This is a genomic window from Propionivibrio sp. (genome assembly GCF_016790145.1).
In the GTDB taxonomy this organism is placed as follows: Bacteria; Pseudomonadota; Gammaproteobacteria; order Burkholderiales; family Rhodocyclaceae; genus Propionivibrio.
The window spans coordinates 1-26284 of the sequence record NZ_JAEUOI010000018.1; the positions used below are offsets into that span (position 1 = coordinate 1).

The following is a 26284-nucleotide window of genomic DNA, read 5'->3' on the forward strand; positions in this document are numbered from 1 at the left end:
TGCCAAGCCACGTTCCGCCCAATCCAGCGCCTTTTCCGGCTGCCCTGCCTTGGTCCAGATTTCGGCGATCTCAAGATAGTGATAACCCCGGGTGAGATCCTGCGACTTGATCGCCACCAGTTCGTCCACATCGCCGCTGGCCTCGGCCACCTGCTCCATTATGCGGGTGATCTTCGCCCGCTGGTAATCGTAGCCGTCCTGCGCAGTACGCGGTTTCAGCTTGCGCCACTCGGTTTCCACCAGTTCTCGATAACGGAGCAGGCCTGCATTGCCAAGGGCATCGCGATAGGTTTTGACATCGAAGCTGCACACCCCAAAAGGCAGTGTGGTCTCCAGTTCGAAAAGGCGTTCGGCCAGGTCGGCGGGATCGGGTCGCGCCATGGTGCAGGCCTGCACATGCAATTCGCCCAGACGGCAGACGATACCGCCGATCTCGCCATTCGAGTCGTCAACCTGCTCCAGCGAATTTTCCACCTGTTCGATGGCATATTCGGCCAGATCCACCAGCAGGGTCGCCGTGTCGGGCTTCAGGAGTTCCGCCAGGGAATCGACCACTTCGTCGATATTGCCGGCGAATTTACGAACCTCCCGCCAATCGACATAACCATTGACGCGCGTCGCGTGATCGATGGCCCGACGGAAAGCCCTGGCCACGTTGCCACCCTCACCGGCTTGCTCGGTCTTGAGCAACAAGGACTGGTAAAGCCGCTCGTCGCGCCGGGCGACTTCCAGCAACAACCCGATCAAGCTCTCCGGGGTTTGCGTGGACAGATAGTCCTTGATGTCACGCCAAGGCTCGCGCCCGGCCTTCGTGCCGGATGCGGAAGCGGAATTTTCGGCCAGCCACGCCAATCCGAGCGCTACACAATGTTTGCAGAAGTAACCATCGGCGGCACGCGGGCAGGTGCAGTCGTGGGCCAGATCGCCATCGTCATCGCGCAGTTCGACTTGATAGGTTTCACCGCCTTCCACACGGGCAGTTACTCTGTCTTCGGCGACAATCAGAGGCCCGACTGCGCCGACGGAAAAATACGTTTCGCCGCGCTGGAAGGCCGCAGAACCGGCAAGTTCTGCGAGAGTAGCGCGGCTGATCAGCTCATCGAGCATTGTCCTGACCCTTCAATTCGATATGATCGAAGAATAATGAATCCCTGCCTTGTCACGCAGCAAACATCCCGTTTGCTCTCTGCTGCCAGATATGGCGATAAACCAGCCCGGCAAGTACTTTCTTGTCCTCGACCGTGTAGGGCGGCTCGGGCAGCGCCTGATAGACATGGTCGAGAATAAAGACCTCGACCTCGGCCTGCGTTTGTTCCTTTTCGGTCCACTGCTCCAGTGGGGCTATCAGACGCTGCAATTCCGCCAGCAGTTCGCGGCTCGCCTGCTTGATCAGTTCGCGCTCGGCTTTGTTCAGCGATTCCTTACTGAGCAAATCGAACAGCGCCAACTGCTCTTCGCTCAGCCCCAGTTCGATGGCGCGCCGTTGCTCTGCATCGAGGCTATTGGCCAGGTCGAGCAGCCTGGCGAAGGTGTCCTCGACGGTGGCCCGATCCTTGTCGGCGTTGTAGGCGGCGATGATTTCCTGGTATTTTTTCTCGTAGTTCATGCGCAGCGGGTTTTTGGCCAGCATCTGCGCCAATTTCTCCTCGACGATCTGGCGAATATCCTCGATCACGCTCGCCTTGCGTTTCACTTTCCTGCCAAATTCGTCGCGCAGCTTTTCCATGTTGATCTGCGAGAGATCGACAGTCAGCCCTTGTGCCTGATCGGCTCCCGGAGTCTGCGTGGCAATTGCCTGATTGACGATACGCTGTAGCACCTTGAGCAGCGCACTCACATCGGCCGTATCGCGGCGTTCGCCGAGCTTCCGGTAAATCGCCTCGATGTTGTCGTGGCGCTCGGCATAGCTCAGCACCGAGGGCTCGACCAGCAGCGCCTTGAAGCGGCTGAAAAGCACCCGCGCCAGAATCTCGAAACGGCGCTTCGCTTCGTCATTGGTATAGACCGCCTCGACCGCATCTGCCAGCCCCTGGATTCGCGTGAATCCCCTGGCACCGATGAGCAGTACCGGGTCGAATCCCAGAGCGCACAGATGCGCTTCTGTCACCTCGATGGCATCGCGCAAGGCGGTCACGCGCTCCTCCAGCGGCGCCACGATTTCCTCATCGCCGGCGTCGTCGCCCAGGGCATATTGGGCGAGTGCTTCGCGCAGGCTTTTGAGCATCCCGTTGTAGTCGACGATCAGACCGAAGTCCTTGCCCGGAAAACGCCGGTTGGCGCGGGCGATGGCCTGCATCAGGGTATGCGCGCGCATCGGCTTGTCGATGTAGAGCGTCGACAGGCACTCGACATCGAAGCCCGTCAGCCACATGGCGCAGACAATCGCCACGCGAAACGGGTGTAGCGGATTCTTGAATGCCGAGGTTACGTCAACTCGCACCTCAACGCGCTGGCCATCCGGCGTCTCGAAGCCCTGCTTCATGCGCGCCCGGTGCGGGATGATGTCGAAGTCCCATTTCCTGAAGTCCTCGACTTCGTTCTGCGCCTCGCAGATGATGATCTCGATGATCGTCTCATCCATCCAGGCGGCCTTGGCCAGCAAGCGATCACGCTGCGCATGCAGGGATTGCCGGGTTTCGTCATCCGGCGCAGAAGCGATCCGGGCCAGCCTGCTTTCAGCCTCAGCGCGCAGCGCAGCGGCCTTCGCCTTCCACTTCGGTGTTATCCGCATCAGCATGCGGGCGCAGGTGATTTTGTCGATGCACACCAGCATCGACTTGCCGCGCATTTCGGTGCACTCCCAGCGGGTACTGCAATGCTCGACAAAATCGGCAGCGATTTTCTCCAGCCGCTGGTCGGCGGTGATGACTTCGTAGTCCTTGCCCAGCAATCTTTCCAGCAAAGCCGTCTGGTCGGGATCGAGGTCGGCGGCATCTACGGCACGGGCAATTTTCTCGTTCAAATCCAGACGCGCCAGCCCCAGCTTTTCGCCCCGGTTTTCGTAAACCAGCTTGACCGTCGCGCCGTCTTCCTCGCTGCGCTTGAAGTCGTAGCGCGAAACGTAGTCGCCAAAAATCCGCTTGGTCAGTTCGTCGTGCTTGAACAGCGGCGTGCCGGTAAAGCCGATGAACGCAGCGTTCGGCAACGCCAGGCGCATATTGCGCGCCAGCTTGCCGGACTGGGTGCGATGCGCCTCGTCCGAGATGACGATGATGTCGTCGCGCTCGCTGTACGGCTCACCCGGTTTCACGTCCTGATTGAACTTGTGGATCAGGCTGAACACATAGCGGTGATTCTGCCTGAGCAGTTGTTCCAGCGCCCTGCCCGATCCGGCGCGCGGCGTCTGGTCGTCGGCCACGCCGCAACCGACGAAGGTCTTGTAGATCTGGCTGTCCAGATCGTCGCGGTCGGTCATCAGCACAAAGGTGAAATTGCCTTCGAGCGTGCGCCGTACTTTCTCGGCAAAGAAGGCCATCGAATACGACTTGCCGCTGCCCTGCGTGTGCCAGACCACACCCAATCGACCGAGGTCGGGGTGCGCCCGCTCAATGATTTGCAAGGTACGGGGCGCTTGATCCTCCGCGCTTACCGCATATTCGGCCAAAGGCTGGGCAGCTTTCGGATAAGGCAGGCGCGCCTCGTTAGCGGCTCGCTCGAGGATCGGCACCGGCAATTCGACCAAGTGGTGTTTCAGACGCTCTGCCGGCGGGAACTGATGCTTCAGCGCCTCCTGCTGCACCACCGCCGCCACCGCCTGATTCACCCCCAACAACTGATGGTTGCGCGCCACCACCTTGCGCACTGCGCCAGCCTTGCTGGCGTCGAACAGAATGAAATTCTCGACGATGTCGAGCAGACGATCCCTGGCCAGCATGCCGTTGAGCAGCATCTCGGCCGCCACGCTGCCTTTATCCCGCTCGTCGAGACGCTTCCATTCGCCGAAATGCTCCCAGGCGCTGGTGATCGATCCATAGCGCGCATTGTGGCCATTGCTCACGATCAGGAAAGCGTTGTGGTGGAAGGCATGGGCAATGACGTTTTCATCAAGGTAGTCGCGCAGATTGCCGTCGAACCCGGCGCGGATGTTCCTGTAGACCGCCTTCAGTTCGACGAATACCAGCGGCAGACCATTGACGAAACAGACCAGGTCGGCGCGGCGATTGTAGTTGGGCGTGCGCAGCCCGGTGATCTTGAGTTCGCGCACCACCAGAAAGCGATTGTTGGCCGGCACCCGGAAATCGATGACTTTGGCCTGCGCGTGACGCAATGTGCCTTGCGCGTCGCGATAGCTCACCGGCACACCGTCGCGGATCAGCTTGTAAAAAGCCTGATTGTGCCGGAGCAGCGAGCGCGAATAATCATGATGCGTCAGCTTGGCCACCGCCTCGTCGATTGCCGTCTCCGGCAACGCCGGGTTGAACTTCGCCAGCGCGGCCCGCAGATCGCGCACCAGCACCACCTCGCGCTCGCTGGCACGGCCCAGCGTACCAAACTGGCCAAAGGTCTCCTGGTTCCAGGCATAGACGCTCTCCCAGCCCAGCACCTTTTCCAGGTGATCGGCAAAGGTCGCCTGAACCAGGCGGTCTTCGCTGTTGATGTCGGTGTAGGCCATGCGTTAGCTCATCTATTGACTTGAATTTGGCTCATTCGCCATGCGCGGACAGATAAAAAACGACTTGAAAATAGCAAGTTACAGATAAACCATGGAGTCATTTGGCTCAAAACACTGAAAATATTGGTTCGATTGGAAGGTATTTGAGCCAAATGGAAGTGAGACATTTTTCAAGCGCCAGCGGCAGTTTCTTTATCGCTCGTATCCGCATCGCTCACATACTCCTCGACCAGCACACCGTCGCGTACCAGCACCAGCGGCGTATTGGTCTGCCGGGCAATTTCGCGCGCCCGCTGAGCCGCTCGCAGTATGGCTTTGGGTGCCGCCTGCATGTCGGCATCAGGTAACTTTGAAACCATTGAATCATTTACAGTCTTGGACGGTTTGTAAAACGCGTTGCCAACCGCACTTTTCCAGAACTCATTCGTCAATGGTGGAATATCACTGGTATCGATCTCGCCGTCCGGCATGGCGTGCAAGGCGGTTATTTCCGCCTGTTGCTCTGCCGTGAGCGGCGTCGGTCTGGCCGGGTCGACTTCGTGTTTAACAAGTTTCTTGCTCATGTTCTCGCTTCTCCTTTCGCGTTGCCACCCGTGCCGAGATGATGCGAATGAATTCATTATCACCTTCGTCACGTACCGTATGAGCCACCAACCGCATTGACACGCCATCCACCGTGTCGGCGGAGGCCATGCGTTGCCTTCTATCGGACAAATCGACGTTTCATAAAGGACAAATCAAAATCATTCCCTTCATAGAAACTTATAAAAATCATAATGTTGCACAAATTCGTTGGAACAGGAACACGTGGCCTCACGAAAACTACCCCGCTTCGTGTCCTTTATGCGTCGCCTCGACTGCAAGCGCTGGTGTGAGTTCTTGCCAGTTCAGGACAGCAGCAAAATGATGAAATTTCTTGCACCGCGTGCTATTCTTACTTCCAAGTCGGACTGGAAATTTCCGGTCGGCGCTGGGCTTCTGGGGTTCCTGGAGGCCCTTCGCTTTTTCAGGGGAAGCTTTTCAGACCCCATCCCTGTATCTCTCCTTTCGGACTACGGCGGAATTTAGGCTCCAGAATTTCGTAAGCTCGATTAGCCTGCGTAGGGCGTAGCGCCCTGATGCCTATGGGGCGAGCCACCAGATCCGCCAGTTGCATCCCCGAGGCATTTGACTCCTTTGACGACATCACAATGTCGAAGGGCAACCGGCGGTTCATGAAATTTGCACCATCGCAAATACGACGGAACTCCAGTTCCAGTTCGGCATCCTCGCGGCGGCCACGGCGTTCCACTACCACATGCGTGAGCCGATCCGCCTGGCCTTTGCCTTCGAGAAACTTGTAGAGTCGCTCAAGCCCGAATTCCAGGCCCAGATGATAGGGGTTGCCCGGCAAGGCGTAGACCTGTTTGAGGTCACGCTTGCGAACCACCGAAGCGATCAGTGTGAAGGGCGCATCCACCACCAACGCATTCATGTCCGCCAGGAAGGCATGGCGGCGCGCCGGATTGAACAAGAACCCGTAAGTACCACTCGGTTTGCGAATGTCATGTTCGTGCAGAACAACCGTGTCGTGGCCCCAATGCGCGAACTTGAGCCGCTGCATCGCAGGGCAAACGATATCTATGTATTCGCGCTTGTGAAAGATGCAAAACGCCAGAACGAACATCGGATAGTCCGGATCGATGTTTGCCAGTCCGTGGTCGCCGCTCTCGTCCACGAAAACGACGTAGTCGCTGAAATCGGTGATGTTCGGCTCGGTCATACGGCGAAATCCCCGCTCATCAGGCGCGGCAGCAGCAGGTCGCGGGCGGCGCGGAGTTTTTGGTTGGCAAAGGTCAGCGCATTCAACTGGGAAATGATCGGCTGAATCACCCCATCAAAAGTACTCAACAAACCGGATGGCGGCAGAGGAACGCAATAGGACTGCATTTGCTTCCAATCGGCGCGGGGCATTTTGGAGCCTTCCTTCATTTGTTGCGCGGTAACTGCGACAAATTCGTCACTCGAAACAGCCATCAGCACCAAGCCATGCAGCTTCTCGTTCATGGGGCGAATCACGATGGTGTCGGACGATGCAACGCCATCGACGAATGCGACCCCCACTTTGTGGAAGTAAGGTCGAATTTTACCGAACAGAATTTCTCTGGTTTTGAACCGATTCTTGCTGCTCGTTACTTCCTCAACCTTGCCCCAATCGTTGAGCGAAATTGATCGGCGCGGCATATGTTCAAGCCCGATGTAAGGCGTATCGGGTTCCAAATTCTCGGGCGATACTGACTCGCGAATTTCGCTGCACAAGTCGCCAAGCGACTTCCGCTCCCATCCCTCCGGCACGCCGTCGGTGATGCGGGTGTGTTCATGACCGGGGAAGCGCAGGTGGACGAACCATTCGCGGTAAAGCAGCCGCGACGACTCCTCCAGCAGCGCCATCCGCCGCCGGTTGTTTTCGATAAGGTCGTCGTATCCGGAGAGGATGTCGGCGATGTGGCACTGAACATCAAGCCGAGGGAACACAATCTCAACCTTTGCCAGTTTTTCACGCGGAAGGTGCTTGATCGTCGAGCCTGTAAATAGAGGAACAAAACTCCCAATCCTCCCCTTGTGCAGGAGTGAATAGAACAAGAACCGATAATCGAGGCCGTCATGCGGTCGAATGCGGTGAAGCGCTTTTTGTATCATCATCCCTGGCACCGACTCTTTCCAGATTGCACATCGCCCGGGCTCTCCTCCTTCACACATTACGATGTCACCATACTTCAGCCCATAGCGGTTCATTTCGTCATGTGCAAAACGCATCTCGCGTAGGTTATCAAGATCGAATTCGCCCCAGCGCACGTTGATGTTGGCAAGATAAGGTAAGGGTTCCCCTTTGTTCTTCTTTTCGTCCAACATTTTGCCTAAGCGAAACTCCGCAACTTCAGCCAAAGGCTTTGTTGTCCACTTCATACCCCCAACTCCTCGAAGTTCTCCTGAATCTTCGCTGCCAGTTCCACCGCCTCCCGGTTCAGGTCGGCCAGCTCGACATGGATGTCGCGCAGGGTTTGTTCGAAGTCGAAGTCTGCATCGACCTCGGTCGGAGCGACGCCGACGTAGCGGCCGGGGGTGAGGCTCCAGTCGGCGGCTTCGATCTCGGCGCGGCTGACGACTTTGCACAAGCCAGGCACATCCTGCATTTCAGCCGTGGGAAAGCGGTCTTGCAGCCAGGCAATCTGGCGGTGGAGAGAGATGGCGGCCTTGAGTTGTTCGACAGCGGTTTTGCGCTCTTCGTCGAGTTGCTTGATGAGTTTGCCGGTGGCGCGGCGGTCAAAAAACTCGCTGGCGACTTCATCCGTCGACAGATCCTGCGCCAGTTGCGCGGCACGAGCGGCTAGCTTGTAGAGCAGGTCGATCTGCTTGATCAGGCCACGCGCGGCATCGGCCAAGGGGTCCAAGGTTTGCCTGGCCTTATGCTGGGCTGTGTTGATTTCGCTCTCGCCAAGTAAACCCGACTCTGGCGCCTCTGCCGCAGGGCAGTCGTGTGCGCACGTCTGTAATGCTCCGTCATCGTGGCGCAAGCCGGGATCCGGTTGGTGCGCCACAAGCCTGGATCCTGGCTTGCGCCGGGATGACGGTAATTCAGTCGGCCTACTGTAGGCCACTGGGATAGCGGTGGAAATGAAGCCCGTCAGTCCGCCCAGCAGAGTGGCACGGTCTGCGACATAGGCCTTGGCGGCTTGCGAGCACTCGGCCAGGGCATCGGCAAGAGGCTGCCGCTTCGCGGACGGGATGGCGTCGAGATCGGCCACGCTGGCGGCGAAGGCAGCCAGCGGTGCCTGGCTCGCCGCGAGCTGCGTTTCAAAGGCGGTGAGCGCCGGGGCGATGGCGGCACTCGCGGTGGCGAGCCGCTCGCAGTAGTCCTGCACCAGCCCGAGAAAGCGCTCGCGCTGCCCGCGATAGAGCCAGACGATGGCGGCGAGGTTGGCCTGCTGTTCGGGGCTGAAGTCGTAGATCTTGCGCGTAACCTTGCGGTAGATGTTGCGGGCGTCAAGCATGAGGACGTTGCCCTTGTGGTTCAGCCCTCCACCCTCACCCCGACCCTCTCCCTGAGGGAGAGGGGGCTTATTTTTGTCGAAATGCCAGAGTTCGCAGGGCACGGTGCGGGTGTAGAAGAAGTTGGAGCGGATGGCGATCATCACGTCGACGTCGCCGGTTTCGACCAGTTTGCGCCGTACTTCCTTTTCGCCGTGGCCGGCGCTGCTGGCCTGTGATGACATGACGAAGCCGGCGCGGCCCGTGGCCGACAGGTAGCTGTGGAAGTAGGAAATCCACAGGTAGTTGCCATTGGATACGCGCTTGTCCTTGTTCACGCCGGGCAGGCCGAAGGGCAGGCGGCGGTCGTCCTTGACGCGCTCGGCGTCGACCATGTCGACGTTGAACGGCGGATTGGCCATGACGAAGTCGCAATTGCCCCACAGGGCGCGGCCATCCTGCAGGCGGTGCACGTCGTCGTAGAAGGAATTGGCTTCGCGGATGTCGCCTTCCAGCCCGTGCACGGCGAGGTTCATCTTGGCCAGGCGGATGGTGGTGGCGGTTTTTTCCTGGCCGTAGAAGGTGACGCGCTGTAGGGTGTCCAGCCCTTCGTGCTCGATGAAGTGGCTGGTCTGGACGAACATGCCGGCGGAGCCGCAGGCCAGGTCCAGCACCACGCCGTGGTCGGGCTCGATGACGTTGACCAGCGTCTGCACCAGCGAGGGCGGGGTGAAGAATTCGCCGTTGTCCTGCGCGCCCTGCATGGCGAACTTCATCAGGAAGTATTCGTAGATACGGCCGAAAACGTCGCCGCTGGCGCTGCGCAGGGCGGCGGAATCGAAGTTGCGCAGCAGGTCTTCGAGCAGCTTGTTGTCGAAGCGCTCGTAGTCCCTGGGCAGTTGCCCGGCCAGCGGCTCGAAGTCGGCTTCGATGGCGTTCATCGCGTCGACCAGCGCCGTGCCAAGATTGGTTCCGGAGGGTAGTTTGAGCAGATGCTCGTAGCGGGCGATTTCGGGCAGCATCAGCGCCCGGCGCTTGATGAAATCACCTTTGACCAAGGCGCGCCTGGGCATCCTGCCGGCGGCCTGATCGGCCTCGATGGCTTGCACTGCGGCCTGGTAGCGGTTGCTGGCGTGGCGCAGGAAGATGACGCCGAGCACCGGCATGCAGTACTCGCTACTGGTCAGCTTGGAGTTGGCGCGCAGTTGATCGGCGGCCGCCCACAGGCTGTCTTCAATGTTGGAGATATTCTGCAGGGCGCTATCGCTCATTGGCTGACTTGGTGTTGGTCTGGCTTGGCGGTGCTGATCGCATTTGCCGATGGTGCGAGCATTATAGGTGCCAAAGACCAACTTCCGCCTTGCGCGTTAGGGATGCGGTCGGAATACCGCGCCACTGGCAACGCCGCGCAGCGTATTGAGCAGAGTCAGTAGCCACAGCGCAAGAAGCAGGCCCCAGGCCGCCGTACCGACCCAGCCGACGGATTCGATTCCCGACACCCTGGAAAGCCGGAAACTGGAGACGACGAAGGAGCCCAGCGGAAAGGTGAAGCCCCACCACGACAGCGCAAAGGGCAGCATCCCGCGACGCCGCGCGGCGAGGGTAAGCAGCGACGCCATGACCACCCACCACACGCCGAAGCCCCAGAAGAGCAGACCGATGACGATGAAAACGCCACTATCCGCCGGGAAAGGCAAGTGTTCGACGAGATTGAGCAGGCTCACCGGAATGACGCTGATCGGTGACAGATGAATCCACACCGTCGGCGCCAGAATGCCGAACGCCGGTTTGGCCAGATACTTTCGCTGGAGGGTCAGACTGAGCAAGCCGATATACATCAGCATTCCGGCACCCAGACCAAAGATATTGGCGAACAGCGCCAGCTCGTGCGCCGCTCCGTGCAGGTGTGCGAGCAAGGGGCCGCCGGCCATCGGGATGACGACCAGGCCGACGGCCGGAATGAACTTGGCTGGCGTCACGTGTTCTAGTCCGACATGCTCGCCGCTGAACATCGAATAGAGCACCGCGAAGCTGAAAACAAAGGTGAGCAGCGCACCCGGCCACCAGAAAAGGAGTGCCAGATCGACCTGCTGCCCGAAGGCCAGAAACTGCGCGGCGATGACCAGCATGGCGATTGAAAACGTCGGGTAAAAGCTGGCCTGAACCGGATGCTTCAGCGTCGCCAACGCAGCGTCGCGGTGTGCAATCCAGCGCGTCAGCCAGGGCAGCGACAGGACAACGAAAAGCAGCAGATTGAAGTAGTGCAGCGCCAACGCCAAAGTTGCCAGCAGCGACCATCTGGCTGCGAGCGCGTGCGTGGTGATGGCCAGGACGCCGGTGCCCATGACCGCAGCAAACCAGCCCGGCGCGAAGCTGCGGGCAATTTCAGAAAAACCGGGATAGGTGCTGGCTGGCGCTGACATGGCAGATCTCGTAGTTCATTAGAAAACACTAATTATCTAGCAAAACGGCTGGGGTATCGCCGGTATTTTTTAGACATTGGCCAGCCATCACCGCGAACGCGGGGCAAACAACAGCTCGATGCGATTGCGTCCATCGCTACGCGTATAGCTTGCCGAGTCGGCCAGTTGCCTGATCAGCAGACGGCCGACCCCGCCCTCGGAGCGCAGTTCCAGCGGCTGCTCCAGCGCCTCACGCACAGAATCCAGACCGGCAAAGGGATCGAAGGGCGCCGCTGAATCCTCGAAGCACAGGTGCAAGCGGCCGCCAGCACAAATCACCCCCAGCCAGGCCTGCAAGGACTCACCCTGGCCTTGCGGGCGAGCGTGCCGGACAAAATTCATGAATAATTCCTCGACGGCAATTCGGGCGCGTATTAAGGTGTCGGGGTCGATATCCTCCCGACAGTTGTCGATACAGGACAGCACCGCGGGCAGGGCGTCAGGATGTGCAGGAAAGGATTGCAGCGCTCGATCCATGATCGTTGGTCAGGTTGCGGAATAATTTTCTTGAAGGAGCAAGTTAAATGAGAAACGGCACAGCGTCTACCCGGATGTTCACACTCACATGCGCAGTACTTGCTTTCACCGGGCTGCTGGCCGTGGGCGGCAGCGCCCTGGCCAGTGACGAGGCGGGCACCATCAAGACGCTCAAAGGCACGGCCAGCGTTGAGCGGAGCGGGCAAAAAACACTGGCGGTGCTTGGCGACAAGGTGATGGTCAGCGACCGCATCCAGACCGGCCCCGAGAGCTCGCTCGGCATCACGCTGCGCGACAATACACTGCTCTCGGCCGGAGCCAATTCGACGCTGGTGCTCAATCGCTTTGTCTTCGACAGCACGACCCATGCCGGCGCGCTCGATGCCACCGTCAAGCGTGGCACGCTGGCGGTCGTCTCCGGCAAGATCGCCAAGGCGTCGCCCGACAATGTGATTTTCAATACCCCATCGGTAGCGCTCGGGGTACGCGGAACCGAATTCATCATCGACGCCGGCCAACGAGACGGAGACAAGTAGCATGAGCCCCCTGGTGATTCCTGTTGTTGCGGCTGTTGTCATCCTGATCGGCCACCTGTCGCCGACGCCCGAGCGCGTCATTCTGCTACCCGATGCCGATGGCCAGGTCGGCCAGCTCGTCGTGCGCAGCGCCACCAGCCAGCAGGTGCTGGACAAGGCCTACGCCGCCTCGGAAATCGACGCCAGCGGCAACATCGCCGTGCGCAGCGAGGACGCCGCCAGCGTTCAGGCCCGCTACGGCACCCTGCTCGATGCCCGACCAGCGCGGCCGGTTTCCTTCACGCTCTATTTCGCTACCGCTTCGGCGCAGGAACTGACACCCGAATCGATACCGGTTCTCGAACAACTCAAGGCCGCCATCGTCAGCCGTCCGGCGCCGGAAATCACCGTCATCGGCCACACTGACCGGGTCGGCAGTCTTGAGGACAATGACACGCTCTCGCTCAAACGCGCGCAAGCCGTGAGAGATATGCTGGAAGCCTCCGGCATCCCGGCCACGATGGAAGTCGCCGGTCGCGGCGAACGCGAACCGCTCGTCCCGACGGCCGACGAGATAGCGGAAGCAGCGAATCGGCGCGTCGAGATCAACCTGCGCTGATCGAGCCCGCCGGTCTGGTTTCGGCTTTGCCGGCACGCGCCGCGCACTGAGAGCCTGCGCTCTTGACCCTTAACACTCGTTAAGGCAAAAGCGCCCGCTGCCGTGTTTTGCAGAGCGTTCGCTTGCAGTACGGTGACCGTGGATGAACAACCCCTAAGGGAAGGCACCATAAGCGCAGAAGCAGAACAGCGCCGAACCGCTACACGTCAATTTAAAGCGCAGATCGCGAGTGGGTGGATTCCTGCGCTGAATCGGTGTTTCCTTGGTAAGGCAACATCTCCTCTGATAATTCCCTGATGATGGTCTTGCTTGTTTGCGAATTCTCCGTCTATAGCGATCAGGGCGCGAGACAACAGCAAAAAAGATCCGAAGACGGGAAATTTGCGCAAAACCACAGATTCGGACGACAAGCAGACTCAGCGGGGTTGTTTTGCCGATAACACCACAACTTCGAAGGTGCAAGAAATAGATAGGCGCATAGAAAACAAACCGCTGGAGGCGGCGTATGCGGTCTTGCTTTCTCGTCCGCTTGAGTCTAAGTTGGTTTGCAGTTTGTGATTTTCTTACCTTATCTGGAGGCAATATGAAAACGATTTTTTCAGCCAAATGGTCACCGCTCAAGATCCTGTCTGCAGGCCTCATGGCCGTGGCGCTCATTCCATCAGACGCTCAAGCCGCTTATTTTCTGCAACTCGATGGAATCAAAGGCGAAAGTACAGACAAAGATCACAAAGACTGGATCAACTTTAACTCTTTCAGTTGGGGAGTTAGTAATAGCGCTCCTATTGGTGGTAGTGGTAGCGGGAGTGGCAAAGCAGTATTTGATGATTTCAGTTGGTCACAGGGGTTGGACAAGAGTGTTACTGGCTTGTTTTCCTACGTTGCCTCAGGCAAGCATATCAAGACAGCGGTTGTCGACTTCCAGTCATCCGGTGATAAACCCATCGTTTACTTTAAAATGACATTCAACGATGTTTTACTGTCAGAGGTCTCCTTGCAAGGGTCTGGCGGCAACAAACCCTTTGTGGATGCTTCTTTCTCATACGACAAGGTGACACTGGACTACTGGGGCCAGAAACCCGACGGATCACGTGGGCCCAAGAGCACTGCATCTTATGACCTGAAGACAGGAAAGGGATCGGTGCCTTCGGTGGCAGGACTCTTTGCACAGGGACTCAGCGGACCAGTTGTTACCTCCGTACCGGAGCCTGAAACCTACACCATGCTGATGGCCGGCCTCGGCCTGCTGGGGGCGATCGCCCGCCGCCGACAGCGTGTAGGCACGGCCTGAGCCTCACGGCAAGGCAGGCACGAACGGGAGCCTCAGCTCCCGTTTTTACCTGGCAGGCCTCGGTGATGATTGGTAGGAGACAACAGCCTCGCTGGCAATCACGCTGTTGGAGAAAAGCGGTCATTGCCGGCTCAGTGCAGATTCCATATTCAATCAGAGTGTCAGCATGGACGCGAAGTCAGGAGCCCCAGGATCCCGTGGGAAATGGCACGAGCGTAAGCCAATGACATCAACCGGGCATTCACCCCCTGTCTTCATCCCCTTTCGCCAAAGCACGTCACACCGGCGAACGCTGGTGTCCTGAATGACGCCCTCTGCTGGGTCCCGGCTTCCGCCGGGACGGCGCGACATCCTTCCATCGCTGTCAATGATTTCTGCTACCTTGCTAACCTGGGGAAACATCCGATCCACCCGCCGCTTTTGTCGAAGGACGTCATGAATACTCTGCCACTCTACGCCGCGCTTCTCGCCCTGCTTTTCGTAGCACTCAGCATCCGGACTCTTCGCCTGAGGCGAAGGCTGAGGATCGGGATCGGTGATGCCGGAAATGAGCAAATGCTCCGTGCAATGCGCGTCCATTCAAATTTTGCCGAGTACGTGCCACTCACCCTTTTCCTGATTTACCTGGCGGAAATGCAGGGCGCCCATGCGTTGTTCATTCACGCACTTGGCCTGTGCCTGTTGGCTGGACGACTGTCCCATGCCTATGGCGTTAGCCAGGCCAACGAAAACTACACCTTTCGTGTCGCCGGCATGTCCATGACGTTCACTTCACTGATATCGGCTTCTGCGTACCTGCTGTTCAACTATTCGCGAACCTTCGCCTGACCCGGCAGTCTGGCTGGCGACGAAGTAGCGGTTTCTACCGAGCGATCCGCCTCGTTCGCTGCAGTTACTTCATTGGCTGTTTAAGCCCGAACCGGGAATCCGCTACGGCCAGTGTTCAAGGTTCCCGCCACTCCGATCGCACAGAATCTGTGCCCCGCGAAGACAGGAAACACGCCCGGAAGCTTTTATCACCGCTCTCGAAGCACCCTCCACAAAAATTGCATCAACCGTAATCAAGATTCTATGAAAGCGTCAGCTGTTGCGGTAAAATCTTTGCAAGGCTTACAATATAATGCTTTCCTCTCAGCAGCTATTACAATACTAAATTACGATTAGTAAAATAAATGAAATAATAATTCGGAACAAGGTTTTTTCTGATCATTAAATGCGCATCGCATGACGCCGGAAAAGGGCTGTGATCATGGTACAGGTTTGATTAACCACAGGAGCGGCAAAATGGCAGAGCAAAAATTGGGGAACCCGGCGGTCGTCGGTCTGGCAGGCTTCGGTCTGACGACGATGATCCTGCAATTCCATAATGTTGGATGGATGGGTATCGGTCCGGTGATCTGGCTGGGTCTGATTTTCGGTGGTCTGGCGCAGATGATTGCCGGGCTGCAGGAGATGAAAACCGGCAACAACTTCGGCTATTGTGCGTTTACGGCCTATGGCTGTTTCTGGATATCACTTGCGCTGCTGCTGATTGGCAACCAGTTCAACATCTATGTGTCGAGCAAAACCGACATCGGCTGGTTTTTGGTCGCCTGGACGGCCTTTACAGCGATTCTCTGGATCGGATCGATGCGCATCAGCGGCGCTTTGGGACTGACCTTCACGCTGCTGCTGATTGGCTTCGTGCTGCTCGATCTGGCACATTTCGGCTTTCCCGAGCTCACCGTGGTCGCCGGCTACGAACTGATGGCAACGGCAGCGATGGCTTGGTACATAATGGCGCACATCATTTTTGCCGACGTCTTCGGTCGCGATGTGCTGCCGGTCGGCAAGCCCTGGCTTTGAACGAGGCATGGAACTTCATGCCCGGTTTCTTCCGTGCGCGTGCATGGGACATTGTTTGAATCATTTGGAGAGTCTGAAATGCTACTAATCCGGAATTACGTACTTGCGTTGCTGGTTTCACTGTTTGCCGGTCTGGCCTGCGCCGCGCCCCCGGTCGCCGACGAGGCGGCTACACCCGACGAGGTCATCACCAAGGTGTGGTCTGCGGCAAAATTCCTGCAAGACAAGGGAGTGTCCGGTTTTGCTTCGCTGAACAGCAAGGATGGTCCCTGGGTCTGGAAAGACAGCTATGTCTTCGCCTTTGACTGTCGCCTTGACCGGATGGTCGCCCATCCGATGCGTCCGGACCTGGTTGGTCGCCCAATCATGCAGATCACCGACAACAACGGCAAGTACGTCTTCAAGGAACTGTGCAAGGTCGGTTCCCAGCCTCGTGGCGGTTGGGTCGAGTACGTCTGGACGCGGCCGGGGGCCGGACGCGTATCGCGCAAGCTGTCCTATGCACTCACCGCCAATATCGCTTTCTCGACCGGAATCCAGGTCGCCGCCGGGGTCTATGACGAAAAACTCACGCTTGACGAACTGAACAAGCTTACCGAGAAAATGGCTGATCCAGCCAAATACCCTGCTCACTAAGCCATTTTCCGCTGCGCAATGCCGGGCTTCGGGAAAGTGTTGTCGCCCGGCCTTGCGGCCTGAAACCGTGGCGCGGGAGACCAGTCTGGATCAGGCGGGTTGATACGAACCTTCGGCGAACATCGCCACGCGATCGACCGGCAGCGGCGTCCAGGTTTCGTTGTCGGTCAGTGGCAGGGTGGCGATCAGCGCCACGCGATCTTCCGGTGTGGTCAATTCGCTGAAATCGACCGCCACGTCCTGATCCTTGAGGTGGGCGACAGTGAATGGCGCCTGGCGGACGATGTAGTGCAATTCGGTCGAGCGGTGGACGAACAGGCAATCGCCGTTCGACAGCATGAAATTGAAGGGCCCGTGCGGCCTGACCTGCGCCGCGAATTCTTCCAGGGCTTCACGAAGCGCCAGACGATCGGGCGAACCAGCGGGAAAGCGCAGGCGAAGCGTTTGCAGCAGGTGGCAGAACGCAAGCTCGCTGTCGGTCTGACCGACCGGCAGGAAGCTGCCATCGAGCTCCGGCAGGTAATCCTCGAGATTGCCGTTGTGTGCAAAGATCCAGTAGCGGCCCCAGAGTTCGCGCATGAAGGGGTGCGTATTTTCGAGGCCGACCGCACCCTGGGTGGCCTTGCGGATATGGGCAATGACGTTCAGCGAACGGATCGGGTAATGGCGCACCAGCTCGGCGACCGGCGATTCGCATGAGGGCTGCGGGTCGAGAAAGACGCGCACGCCGCGGCCCTCGAAAAAAGCGATGCCCCATCCGTCGCGATGCACATCCGTGACTCCGCCACGCGCCTGAAAGCCCGTGAACGAAAAACAGATGTCGGTAGGGACGTTGCAATTCATCCCCAGGAGTTGGCACATGGAGGCAGATCCGGTTGGTTTCTGCGTATTATCGGACACCCCGGGGATAATTGCGAAGCTGTTCTATCCGGAACAGGTCTCCCGGGCCGCGAGATGCACCACGGATACGCAGAGTCTTCCTCCCCCTGGCGTTACAAAAAGCCCTTTACCAGACTTTGCACATTGACCCGTGCCTTCAATTTTACGGCCAGCAGATAGAGCCCGCCGAGTTTGCGGTGCAGAAACAGCGCATCGGCCGGCGGGGTATGCCAGAGATCCTTTTCCCTGCTCAACACCAGCGCCGCATCACGGATGCGTGCCGCCAGGTCGGTTTGTCCGAAATCGAATTCCCCGGCATGGCTCAAGGGTGCGCAGGCTTGCGCAAAAATATCGAGTATCGCCTGGCGGTGTTTTTCCTGAATGCTGCCCTGGAAGTAGCCGATGTCCGAGGCGGCGGTGCTCATCGCCGGACGATCTCCAGACATGGCGCCGAGCAGCAGCCGGCGATAGGCATCGACGATGGCGGCCGGGTAGACCCGGGTGGCGCCGAAGTCAAGCAGGATCAATTGCCGGGTCGCCGTGTCATAGCGGAAATTGGCAAAGTTCGGGTCGGTCTGGATGAGCTGGAAATCAAAAATTTCCCGGAACAGCAGGGTGATCAGCAAACCCACCACGCGATCCCGTTCGGCCTGCGGGGAATGAATCAGGGATTCGACCGGAACTCCACCCATACAGCACATGGCGAGGACGTTCTCGGTCGTCAGATCGGCGTGCATTTCCGGCAGCAGGTACTCAGGCTGCTCGGCCAGCAGCCTGCCGTACTGGCTCAGCCAGCCGCCTTCGCGCAGGTAGTCGGCTTCGGCGTGCAATTGGCGCTTGGCGTCCTGCAACAGCGGTTCGATATCCAGCCCACTGGGCAGCAGGCCGGAAATGCGCAGCAGCGAGGCGACATTATCGATGTCGCTGTCGATGCTCTGGCGTACGCCGGGGTACTGGACCTTGATCGCCAGGTGGCGGCCGTCGATGGTCTGCGCCAGATGCACCTGACCAATCGACGCTGCCGCAACGGGAGAGAAGGAAAACTGCCGGAAGTGCCGGTCCCAGCCTTCTCCCCAATTGGCATTGAGCACCGTAACCAGTTGACTCATCGGCATCGGGCGGGCATCGGCGCGCAGGCGCGCCAGAATATCGCCCAGTTCGGGCGGCAACAGGTCTCCTGCATCCATCGACAGCAGTTGACCGACCTTCATCGCAGCGCCGCGCAATTGCGCAAGTTGATTGGTAACGCGACGTGCATTGGCCGGTGTGAGCAGCATATCGCTGACACTCGGACGCTTGCCCTGGGCGAACTGGCGGGCTCCTTCGGCGAGCATGCCGCCGGCGACACCGGTAGCCAGGCTACCTAGTCGGGCCAGCCTTGACCAGCGTCCGCCGGGAACCGGTAAGGTCTTGGCTTCGGGGCTATCCCCGTTCACTCAGGAACCGGGACGGGGGACGTTCCCGGTCTTCGCAGATTTCGCACTCTTCGCCACCGCCGGATTATCCGAATCTTCAAGCGGATAGGCATCGGCGACATAGGCCGGGCCTTTCATCACCATGACGATAAAGGCCGCGATGGCTACGGTACAGACAATGCTCCAGTGCAGGATGACTGCACTGATCATGTAGATGTCTATGCTGGTGATACGCATGGCGACCAGCGTTTCGCTGCCATCCCAAGGGTACAGCCGGGCCAGGAGCGATGGAACGCACAGGAAAAGCGTTCCGAGCAGGAGTATTCTGGGTAAAAGACGCAGTACCTCACGCTCCAGACCTGGAGGGGACTTCGTAAATCCGGGTAATTTGGTAAAAAAGTTCATCCTCGGTTCTCCGTCAGGATAGGTCAGAGTTCTTGTCAAAACTTGGCCATGGCGGCTGCGGCCAGACAAACGCAGGCAATCAGACTTAATCGGAAACGCAAAGGCAGATACCATGGGGGCAGTCTGGCGTGGGTGCCAAGACGAGTGTCCTGCAACAGGTGAACGATAAAACCGGTAATCAGCAGAATGCTCGCGAGTATCGGCGAGAGCAGAAGTGCCGGCCAGGCCAGCATGGCCGGAACAACGCTCCAGATAAAGCATGCATTGCGACGATGATGGTTGGATTCATGGTTGAGTTCGCTCAGGGTCATGGCGAAGCCCCAGTGCAGGGCGCCAACGAAGCTGAGGATCACGGCCCCGTAGGCGATAAGCGCACTGCTGTAGATCGGGGCATGTTGATCGTCAACAAAGATAGCCAGCGTCAGAAAAATAAACGGCAGCAACCCGCCATAGCCGAGCCAGGCGACGGTGGGCGGGAGAGAAGCGGGCAGAGGTGAGTTCATGGCGATTTACTTGATCAGCGGCCGGATGCTGGAAAAACCGGAGTCCATCGACCACACCTGGCCGGTGACGCGGGCGGCACTTTCAGAGAGCAACCAGACCATCAGTTCGGCGAGTTGATCGGGGGTGGCAATGCCGGGCAGGGGGTACTGGCGAGCCGCCGCTTCGCGGGCCGGCGCACTGCCGAGAATACGCGCCGCCGCCGGGGTGTCCATGATGCCGGGCGCGACGGCGTTGATGCGGATGCCTGAAGCCGCATAGGTCGCCGCCGCACCGCGCACCAAGCCCTCGACACCGGCCTTGGCCGCCGCTATGGCCTCGTGATTGGGCGTTCCGATACGCGCCGCCGCCGACGACACCAGCACCGCTGCGCCAGCAGAGTTGGCGTCTTTCAACGCGCCGACAAAGGCCGACAAGGTATGGAAGGCGCTGATCAGATTGGCGTTGAGGCAGTCCATGAAGTCGCTCTCGGACATGCGATGCAAGGCGCCGAGACGAATGTTGCCAACGCAGTGGGCGAGAGCGACGGGTTGGAATTGATGGGCCTTGGCGACTTCGAGAATGAGGCGCGCTCCGGCAACGCTGGAGCAGTCCGCTACGATCTGGAGATGTCTGTTACCGTAGGCACGAGCCAGACGCTCACCGTCACGGCTGCTCAAGATCAGTTTCCAGCCAGCAGCGGCAAGCTTGTCAGCCACCGCCTGGCCCAGCCCGCCAGCGGCGCCGGTGACCAGTGCTACTTTTTCCATGCGACCTCCACTATGCTTCTCGTTGCCTCGTCGTAGAAAGGTATCATGCACCAGCTTGTTACGGTGTCTGATATCGTGATGTTAAAACAATCAGATCAATACTAACGTCCTGGACAATAAATAAAAATTATCACGTATTACACGTTATTTTCATTTATTGTAGACTTTATTTATTATTTGTCTAGGACAATTAAAGTAAATTCTCGTTTTTTCAATTGAAGTATGGCCTGTAGGTCCCTTATCAGGGTATACGATACTCCTCCTGACAACCCTTTTTTTCAGGCATTGACCATGACTCACGATTTGCGTAATTCGCAGCAGACCGGCGCGCTTTCGATTCGGCTGCTCTTGCTGTTGCTGGCTTCCCTGATCGGCCTGGGCGCCTGTTCGACAACGCCACCCGACGGGGTGACCGCCGTTACCCCGTTCGATATCAAGCGCTATGCCGGCAAGTGGTACGAAGTCGCTCGTCTCGACCACTCCTTCGAGCGCGGTCTGAGCGACGTAAGCGCCACCTACAGCCAGAAAGCTGATGGCAGCCTGGAGGTCATCAACCGGGGTTACGACAACAAGCAGGGTGACTGGCGCCAGGCGAGCGGCCGGGCCTTGTTCACCGGCGACCCGAACCGCGCCTCGCTGAAGGTTTCGTTCTTCGGGCCGTTTTATGGGGGCTACCATGTCGTTGCGCTCGATCAGCAAAATTATCGCTGGGCGATGGTGGTCGGACCCGAGCGCGATTATCTGTGGATACTGTCCAGGGACAAGCAGTTGCCGGCAGATGTGCGTGGGCAACTGCTGCGCCAGGCCAGGGAACTGGGGATTGATGTCGAGCAATTGATCTGGGTAAGCCAGACGCGCGATGACGCTTAGGATGACCCGCGATGTCGCTTAGGCAAAGTCAATGAATCCGCAAAGCACCCGCCGCTTGAGCCCGAAAAAGCTGCTGCTCAGCAAGTGGACGGCGGCCAATCCGCAGAGCAAGGAAAAGCATTTCCTGGTTACCCGGGTGACTGCTGAGGAAGCGCACGCTACGCGGATCAAAAGCATAGAACTGGAAGCGGTGTTCACCCGGCGCGTATATACCCTGCCGTGGCGTGTGCTGAATGACAGCAGTCAGTGGCTGCAGGGCTGGCAGTGAGCGGGAACACCCAGGTCACGGCCTTGCAGGCGCTTCGCCCGTCCTGTTCTTGTCAAGGTTTTCGACTACCGGGTCGGGAATGATCAATTTCAATCATCATTTTGCGGTTATCGGCGCCGGCATCGCCGGCTTGTCCTGTGCCACTGCGCTTCAGCAGGCCGGCCTCAAGGTCAGCCTGTTCGACAAGAGCCGCGGACCGGCCGGGCGCATGAGTACCCGACACGGGGACGGCTGGCAGTGCGACCACGGCGCCCAGTATTTCACCGCCCGCGACCCTGACTTCCGGGCCGAAGTGTCGCGTTGGGTAGAGGCCGGCGTGGCTGGACTGTGGAAGCCCAGACTGAAAGTATTTGATGGCCTATCCTCGCAAGACCGGGATTCGACGCTCGAGCGTTTTGTCGGCGTTCCCTGCATGACAGCGCCGGCCTGCTGGCTGGCCGATTCTCTGGCGTTCAGCGCGCAGACCACGATCAAGCAATTGCAACGCCACCAGGAGGGCTGGCAGTTGCTATCGCTTGAACACGGGGTGCTGCCTGAATGCTTTGACGCCATTCTGCTGGCACTCCCGGCACCACAGGCCGCGACCTTGCTGCAGCAGACGTCATCCGCCCTGGTACAACTCGGCGCGCTGGCCGGCAGTGCCGTGATGCGCGGCAGTTGGGCGCTGATGCTGCGCTATGCGACGCCGCTTGAGCTGCCGTTCGATGCCGCTTTCGTCAATCAAGGCCCGCTGCGCTGGATCGCGCGCGATAGCAGCAAACCCGGGCGCAACGGAACAGAAACCTGGTTGCTGCATGCCAGCGCGGAATGGAGCGAAGCTCATCTTGCCGAAGACGCCGACAACATTGCTGCGCTCCTGCTGCACGCATTCGAGCAACTCGGCGGCACCTCCCCGCAAGCGTGGACGGCGCACCGCTGGCTTTATGCCGACAGCGACCCGGCACTGGAAATGGCCTGCGCCTGGCAGGCCGAGCACGGTCTGGGACTGTGCGGCGACTGGCTCAACGGCGGCAAGGTCGAGGGGGCATGGCTGAGCGGCAGAGCGCTGGCGCAACAGGCCGTGAATTCGCTTGGGACAGGCGGTCAGGGCCATGAGATGCCCAGCCGGCCTGCGGGTCTGCCACTACGCTGAACCAGGAACCTGCCTTGCCGGCAATGCATTTGAATCCGACGGACAACCAGCCCGGACAGCCTCTGCCAAGCCTGTCCAGCGCAATACCAGCAGCGTCATGTCATCTGACGCTTCGGCCTCGCCGACAAAAGCGGCGAGGTCGTCCTGCACCCGCTGCACCACATCGGCGGGAGACGCGCAGGCTGAAGCCGCTTTCAGCACTTGCACCAGACGCTCGCTGCCGTAGGCCTCGCCTGCGGCGTTCATCGCTTCGCTGATGCCATCGGTAATCAGGCACAGCGTATCGCCCGGCGACAAGCGCACCTGCTGCGCGACGTAAGCAAAATCGTCGATCACGCAGAGCGGCGGTCCCCCGGCATCGAGCGGACAAACGATATGCTCGAAGTGGCCGTCGAGCGCGATTCGCCACGGGCCATCATGGCCGGCATTGACCAGCGACAGTTCGCCGTTGTCGACATCGAGAACGCCGATCAACAGCGTCACGAACAGCAGCTCGGCGTTCTCGCGCGCGAGTTCCTGGTTGGCCAGGGTGGCAATGGCGCCAAGGCCTTCGTGCACGCGCATGGCGATGCTCTTGGCCAGTGTCTTGGCGATGGCCATGAACAGGCTGGCCGGGACGCCCTTGCCGGATACGTCGCCGACCATGAAGCACAGATGTTTCTCGTCAATCATGAAAAAATCGTAAAGATCGCCGCCGACATCACGCGCCGGTTCGAGCAGGGTTGCCAGCGAGAAGCGCGTCTCGCCGGCAAAGAGGCGCGTTGCATCGGGCAGCGAACCGAGCTGGATACGCCGTGCTGCGGCCAGTTCGCCAGCCGCCCGCGCCTCATTCTCGCGCAGGCGCTGACGGTCTTCCTCGAGCCGCCGGGTCTGCCGGTCGATCTCGATCATCGCGCTTGAAATCAGACTGCCGAGCACGGCGGAAAGGCCGATGAACGTCGACGCCGAGTCGAACATCAGCCCGCTGCCGTAGAACAGGAGGTAGCCAAGTGAAATGATCAGCGCGTTCAGGCCCATCACAACCCACGTTGGCGCACGTGCCGACTTTTTCAGCACCTGCGCGACCTTGCCATCGGTACGCGGTATGAAGGCGATCATGACCAGCGCGATCAGCGCCATCGCCGATGATTCGAGCCACTTCATCCACCATGGCCGCAGGACGAAATGGCCGTCGAACAAGCTCTCGATCAATTGCGCCTGGATCTCGACACCGGGCACCAGATCGCCCAGGGGTGTCATGCGCATGTCAGACAGGCCCGAGCCGGTCAGCCCGATCAGCACCAGTTTTCCTGCCAGCCGTTCGGGGTCGACCTTGCCCGCCAGCACGTCGGCGGCCGACAGGGTGCGTGCTGCGCCGGCCCTGACTGGCGCATAATACAGCCACACTTCGCCATCGCTCTGTGTCGGCACCCGCAACTCGGCAACCTGGACGGTGGTTATGCCCTGCCCCCCAACCTCCACTTCAAGGGCCGACGATGCGCTGGCCACACGCAGCATTTCCATGGCCAGTCCGGGCACCGGCTGCTCATTGAGCGCCAGGATCAGCGGCACCCGGCGAACGACGCCCCCTTCGTAGCGGGAAACGGTGAGCAACGCCTGCCCGTGGGCTGCGGCCTGCAATTCGGGCAGGCTGGCCAGTACATAAGGGAAATTTTTCAGATAGGGCAGCGCGTCGCCGCCGGTAACACTGAGCGGAACCGTGCGCATCCCGGAGCTGGTGCTGTACGTGGCGAAATCAAAACCGGTGGCGCCGAGCACGCTGGGCACCGCGTGCAGCGACTGCGCCAACCGGGCCTCATGGCTCGGCAGGCGTTCGAGTGCACGCGCCAGCGCTGCCTGCTCCGGTGGCAGATTGGCGGCCACACGAGCGGGAGAAGTCTGATCCGGTTCCGGCATGAACATGTCGAGCCCGACGGCTGCGGGCCGGTGTTTGCCGATGGCATCGATCAGGTCGGCCAGCCGGTTGCGCGGCCACGGCCACTGTCCAAGCAGTTTCAGGCTTTGTTCATCGATGGCGACGATGGTGACCGGCTGCGATTCCGGCTGGCGCGGGAACGTGCGCTGATAACCGTCGAACAGGAACTGGCGCCCGGCCTTGAACGGATGGGCGGCGATTTCCATTGCCTGACCGGGCAACGACCCGCTCCACCAGGCCGGCAGATCGGCTTCGCTGATCACGCTGGCAAACAGCATCCAGAGCAGGATTCCTGCGGCAACCGGGCGTCCCCGCCCGGCCAGGAAGATTTTCTTCAGCCGGCCGAACAATGCCTTCAAAGCGTCAGTTCCAACCCATCCCAGGCGGAAAGAACCTCCACCGCATGGCCGTCACGCGTAATTTCCTCGAAGCGACGGGTCTCGCCGAGAACCTGCTCGATGCGCCCATCGTCATAGGCCGGCTCATGATGAAACATGACCAACCGTCGAGCACGCGCCATCTGGCACAGTTCGACGCCGACAATGTTGCTCGAATGCCCCCAGTCGGCCTTGACCGAAATGGCATCGGCCAGCGAATACATGGCATCGAAAATGACGGCATCGGCGTTGGCGAAGAACTGGGCAAAAGCGGCGCATTCGGCTTCGTCTTCGAGTCGGTGTTCGGAGTCCGTCGAATATATGACGCTCTTGCCCTCGTGCTCGAAACGCCAGCCGTATGAATCGCCGGCATGGCGCTGAAGTTTGGCACGCACCGTCAGGCCGGCAATGGAATACGGCGTGTCCGGCTGCAGGACGTCGAACCGGATGTCGGCGCCCAGTTGTTCAAAATCGACCGGAAACGAGGGCTCGCGTTGCTGGCGGCGAAAGGCATACTCGACGTTTTCATGGCATGAATGGACAACGATGCGATTGCCGGGAATGTAGATCGGGGTAAAAAACGGAAACCCCATGATGTGATCCCAGTGCAGATGCGACATGAATACGTGGTAGGTCTGCGGCTTGCCCGGACCGAAGCGCTCGATCATTGACTGACCGAACGGGCGCGCGCCGCTGCCCATGTCGAGAACGACAAACTCATCGCCGCCGGCCTCGATCTGCACGCAACTGGAGTGCCCGCCATAGGTACCGGCAATGTCAAAGCCGAGACCGTCGATATAGGCCTCGATATCGGCGCGGTGATCGAGACGACGATCACGTGCGCCCTGGACGGCCTCGATCAGCTTGACCCGAATGTCAGCCGTAGTCAGCGAAACCGGAATCGACCCGCGTGTCCCCCAGAACCGGATTTTCATTTGGCCAGCTCCGCGGCGGCGGCGTCAACGCTGTCGTAAATAGTGAAGACGAGATTGAAACGGCTGATCTGAAACACCTCCGAAACCACCGGAGACAGCGCCGCAATGGCGATCTGGCCGTTCTGCGCCTTGACTTGCTTGGCGGCGAGCATCAGGGCACGCAAGCCGATGCTGCTTACGTAATCCACCGCGCCAAAGTCGAGCACCAGCGCTTGTCCCTGGGCGCTGCAATCATTCAGGTACGGCGCCAGGGCCTGCTGGAAATCCGCTGCACGGGAATGATCGATACGCCCCTCAACTGACAGCACGCGCACCGTGCCGATATCGCGACAAGTCAGCTCCATAAAAACCTCAAGTCAAATGCGTGTCGAAT

The 26284-nt window shown here is 59.4% G+C and carries 25 protein-coding genes; 9 read left to right on the forward strand and 16 right to left on the reverse strand.

The genetic code is table 11. From position 1 onward, the window contains the following. The 8 genes from JNM42_RS01770 to JNM42_RS01805 all read right to left on the reverse strand — a co-directional run. Positions 1–1107 (reverse strand): DUF6880 family protein (locus JNM42_RS01770; RefSeq protein ID WP_294265235.1); only part of this gene is annotated, 1107 nt, incomplete at its 3' end. Between the two features lie 52 nt (positions 1108–1159). After that, on the reverse strand, positions 1160–4612 hold the full coding sequence (locus tag JNM42_RS01775) for a type I restriction endonuclease subunit R (protein ID WP_294265238.1): 3453 nt from the start codon (positions 4610–4612) through the stop codon (positions 1160–1162). A 170-nt stretch (positions 4613–4782) separates the two neighbouring features. Then, complete coding sequence (locus JNM42_RS01780) at positions 4783–5175, reverse strand: hypothetical protein (protein ID WP_294265242.1); 393 nt, start codon at positions 5173–5175, stop codon at positions 4783–4785. A gap of 443 nt (positions 5176–5618) precedes the next feature. Continuing rightward, entirely contained in the window at positions 5619–6374 is a 756-nt protein-coding gene (locus tag JNM42_RS01785) for a DUF3800 domain-containing protein (protein ID WP_294265244.1), read from the reverse strand. Beyond that, the gene (locus JNM42_RS01790) at positions 6371–7558 is read right to left on the reverse strand and encodes a restriction endonuclease subunit S (protein ID WP_294265247.1); all 1188 of its coding nucleotides are present in this window, start codon (positions 7556–7558) and stop codon (positions 6371–6373) included. The genes JNM42_RS01785 and JNM42_RS01790 overlap by 4 nt, the downstream gene beginning before the upstream one ends. Beyond that, a complete protein-coding gene (locus tag JNM42_RS01795; protein ID WP_294265249.1) occupies positions 7555–9891 on the reverse strand; it encodes an N-6 DNA methylase in 2337 nt (778 codons plus the stop codon). The genes JNM42_RS01790 and JNM42_RS01795 overlap by 4 nt, the downstream gene beginning before the upstream one ends. Before the next feature lie 96 nt (positions 9892–9987). Then, a complete protein-coding gene (locus JNM42_RS01800; RefSeq protein ID WP_294265251.1) occupies positions 9988–11043 on the reverse strand; it encodes a C4-dicarboxylate ABC transporter in 1056 nt (351 codons plus the stop codon). An 87-nt stretch (positions 11044–11130) separates the two neighbouring features. After that, positions 11131–11559 (reverse strand): ATP-binding protein, encoded by a 429-nt coding sequence (locus tag JNM42_RS01805; protein ID WP_294265254.1) that lies wholly within the window; start codon positions 11557–11559, stop codon positions 11131–11133. A 47-nt stretch (positions 11560–11606) separates the two neighbouring features. Between JNM42_RS01805 and JNM42_RS01810 the strand changes: the two genes are divergently transcribed. The 6 genes from JNM42_RS01810 to JNM42_RS01835 all read left to right on the forward strand — a co-directional run bounded on the left by JNM42_RS01810 (position 11607) and on the right by JNM42_RS01835 (position 16465). Further along, positions 11607–12095 (forward strand): FecR domain-containing protein, encoded by a 489-nt coding sequence (locus JNM42_RS01810; protein ID WP_294265257.1) that lies wholly within the window; start codon positions 11607–11609, stop codon positions 12093–12095. Position 12096: 1 nt separating this feature from the next. Beyond that, entirely contained in the window at positions 12097–12693 is a 597-nt protein-coding gene (locus JNM42_RS01815; RefSeq protein ID WP_294265260.1) for an OmpA family protein, read from the forward strand. Between the two features lie 583 nt (positions 12694–13276). Then, positions 13277–13984, forward strand: coding sequence for a type VI secretion system tube protein Hcp (locus JNM42_RS01820; RefSeq protein WP_294265267.1), 708 nt, complete (start codon positions 13277–13279; stop codon positions 13982–13984). Positions 13985–14419: 435 nt separating this feature from the next. After that, positions 14420–14812, forward strand: coding sequence for an MAPEG family protein (locus JNM42_RS01825; protein ID WP_294265270.1), 393 nt, complete (start codon positions 14420–14422; stop codon positions 14810–14812). 456 nt (positions 14813–15268) lie between these two features. Continuing rightward, positions 15269–15829 (forward strand): acetate uptake transporter, encoded by a 561-nt coding sequence (locus JNM42_RS01830; RefSeq protein ID WP_294265273.1) that lies wholly within the window; start codon positions 15269–15271, stop codon positions 15827–15829. Positions 15830–15907: 78 nt separating this feature from the next. Further along, positions 15908–16465: a cache domain-containing protein gene (locus JNM42_RS01835; RefSeq protein ID WP_294265276.1), complete on the forward strand. Its 558-nt coding sequence runs from the start codon at positions 15908–15910 to the stop codon at positions 16463–16465. A 90-nt stretch (positions 16466–16555) separates the two neighbouring features. Here the strand turns inward: JNM42_RS01835 and JNM42_RS01840 are convergent, their stop codons facing one another. From JNM42_RS01840 to JNM42_RS01860, 5 genes are all read right to left on the reverse strand, one after another. Continuing rightward, complete coding sequence (locus tag JNM42_RS01840) at positions 16556–17326, reverse strand: class II glutamine amidotransferase (RefSeq protein ID WP_294265278.1); 771 nt, start codon at positions 17324–17326, stop codon at positions 16556–16558. Between the two features lie 131 nt (positions 17327–17457). Continuing rightward, positions 17458–18780, reverse strand: a complete 1323-nt coding sequence (locus JNM42_RS01845; RefSeq protein ID WP_294265280.1) for an AarF/ABC1/UbiB kinase family protein — start codon at positions 18778–18780, stop codon at positions 17458–17460. Continuing rightward, the gene (locus JNM42_RS01850; protein WP_294265284.1) at positions 18781–19164 is read right to left on the reverse strand and encodes a hypothetical protein; all 384 of its coding nucleotides are present in this window, start codon (positions 19162–19164) and stop codon (positions 18781–18783) included. It abuts the gene before it with no gap. 35 nt (positions 19165–19199) lie between these two features. Then, entirely contained in the window at positions 19200–19667 is a 468-nt protein-coding gene (locus JNM42_RS01855; RefSeq protein WP_294265287.1) for a DUF3429 domain-containing protein, read from the reverse strand. A 6-nt stretch (positions 19668–19673) separates the two neighbouring features. After that, positions 19674–20414 (reverse strand): SDR family oxidoreductase, encoded by a 741-nt coding sequence (locus JNM42_RS01860; protein ID WP_294265290.1) that lies wholly within the window; start codon positions 20412–20414, stop codon positions 19674–19676. Positions 20415–20705: 291 nt separating this feature from the next. On the opposite strand from JNM42_RS01860, the gene JNM42_RS01865 reads away from it, so the two are divergent. The 3 genes from JNM42_RS01865 (at position 20706) to JNM42_RS01875 (ending at position 22684) form a co-directional block, all read left to right on the forward strand. Then, positions 20706–21284, forward strand: a complete 579-nt coding sequence (locus JNM42_RS01865; RefSeq protein WP_294265292.1) for a lipocalin family protein — start codon at positions 20706–20708, stop codon at positions 21282–21284. Between the two features lie 31 nt (positions 21285–21315). After that, positions 21316–21552 (forward strand): TIGR02450 family Trp-rich protein, encoded by a 237-nt coding sequence (locus tag JNM42_RS01870; protein WP_294265296.1) that lies wholly within the window; start codon positions 21316–21318, stop codon positions 21550–21552. A gap of 79 nt (positions 21553–21631) precedes the next feature. Then, the gene (locus JNM42_RS01875) at positions 21632–22684 is read left to right on the forward strand and encodes an FAD-dependent oxidoreductase (RefSeq protein ID WP_294265299.1); all 1053 of its coding nucleotides are present in this window, start codon (positions 21632–21634) and stop codon (positions 22682–22684) included. Here the strand turns inward: JNM42_RS01875 and JNM42_RS01880 are convergent. Genes JNM42_RS01880 through JNM42_RS01890 form a run of 3 tightly spaced genes read right to left on the reverse strand, consistent with a single transcriptional unit; the run spans position 22676 to position 26255 of the window. Continuing rightward, positions 22676–24958 carry a CHASE2 domain-containing protein gene (locus JNM42_RS01880; RefSeq protein ID WP_294265300.1) on the reverse strand — a complete coding sequence of 761 codons (2283 nt, stop codon included), beginning with the start codon at positions 24956–24958 and terminating at the stop codon, positions 22676–22678. The two genes, JNM42_RS01875 and JNM42_RS01880, sit on opposite strands and share 9 nt — an antisense overlap. Next, entirely contained in the window at positions 24955–25911 is a 957-nt protein-coding gene (locus tag JNM42_RS01885; protein ID WP_294265302.1) for an MBL fold metallo-hydrolase, read from the reverse strand. The genes JNM42_RS01880 and JNM42_RS01885 overlap by 4 nt, the downstream gene beginning before the upstream one ends. Beyond that, a complete protein-coding gene (locus JNM42_RS01890; protein WP_294265304.1) occupies positions 25908–26255 on the reverse strand; it encodes an STAS domain-containing protein in 348 nt (115 codons plus the stop codon). The genes JNM42_RS01885 and JNM42_RS01890 overlap by 4 nt, the downstream gene beginning before the upstream one ends. Positions 26256–26284 lie beyond the last annotated feature (29 nt).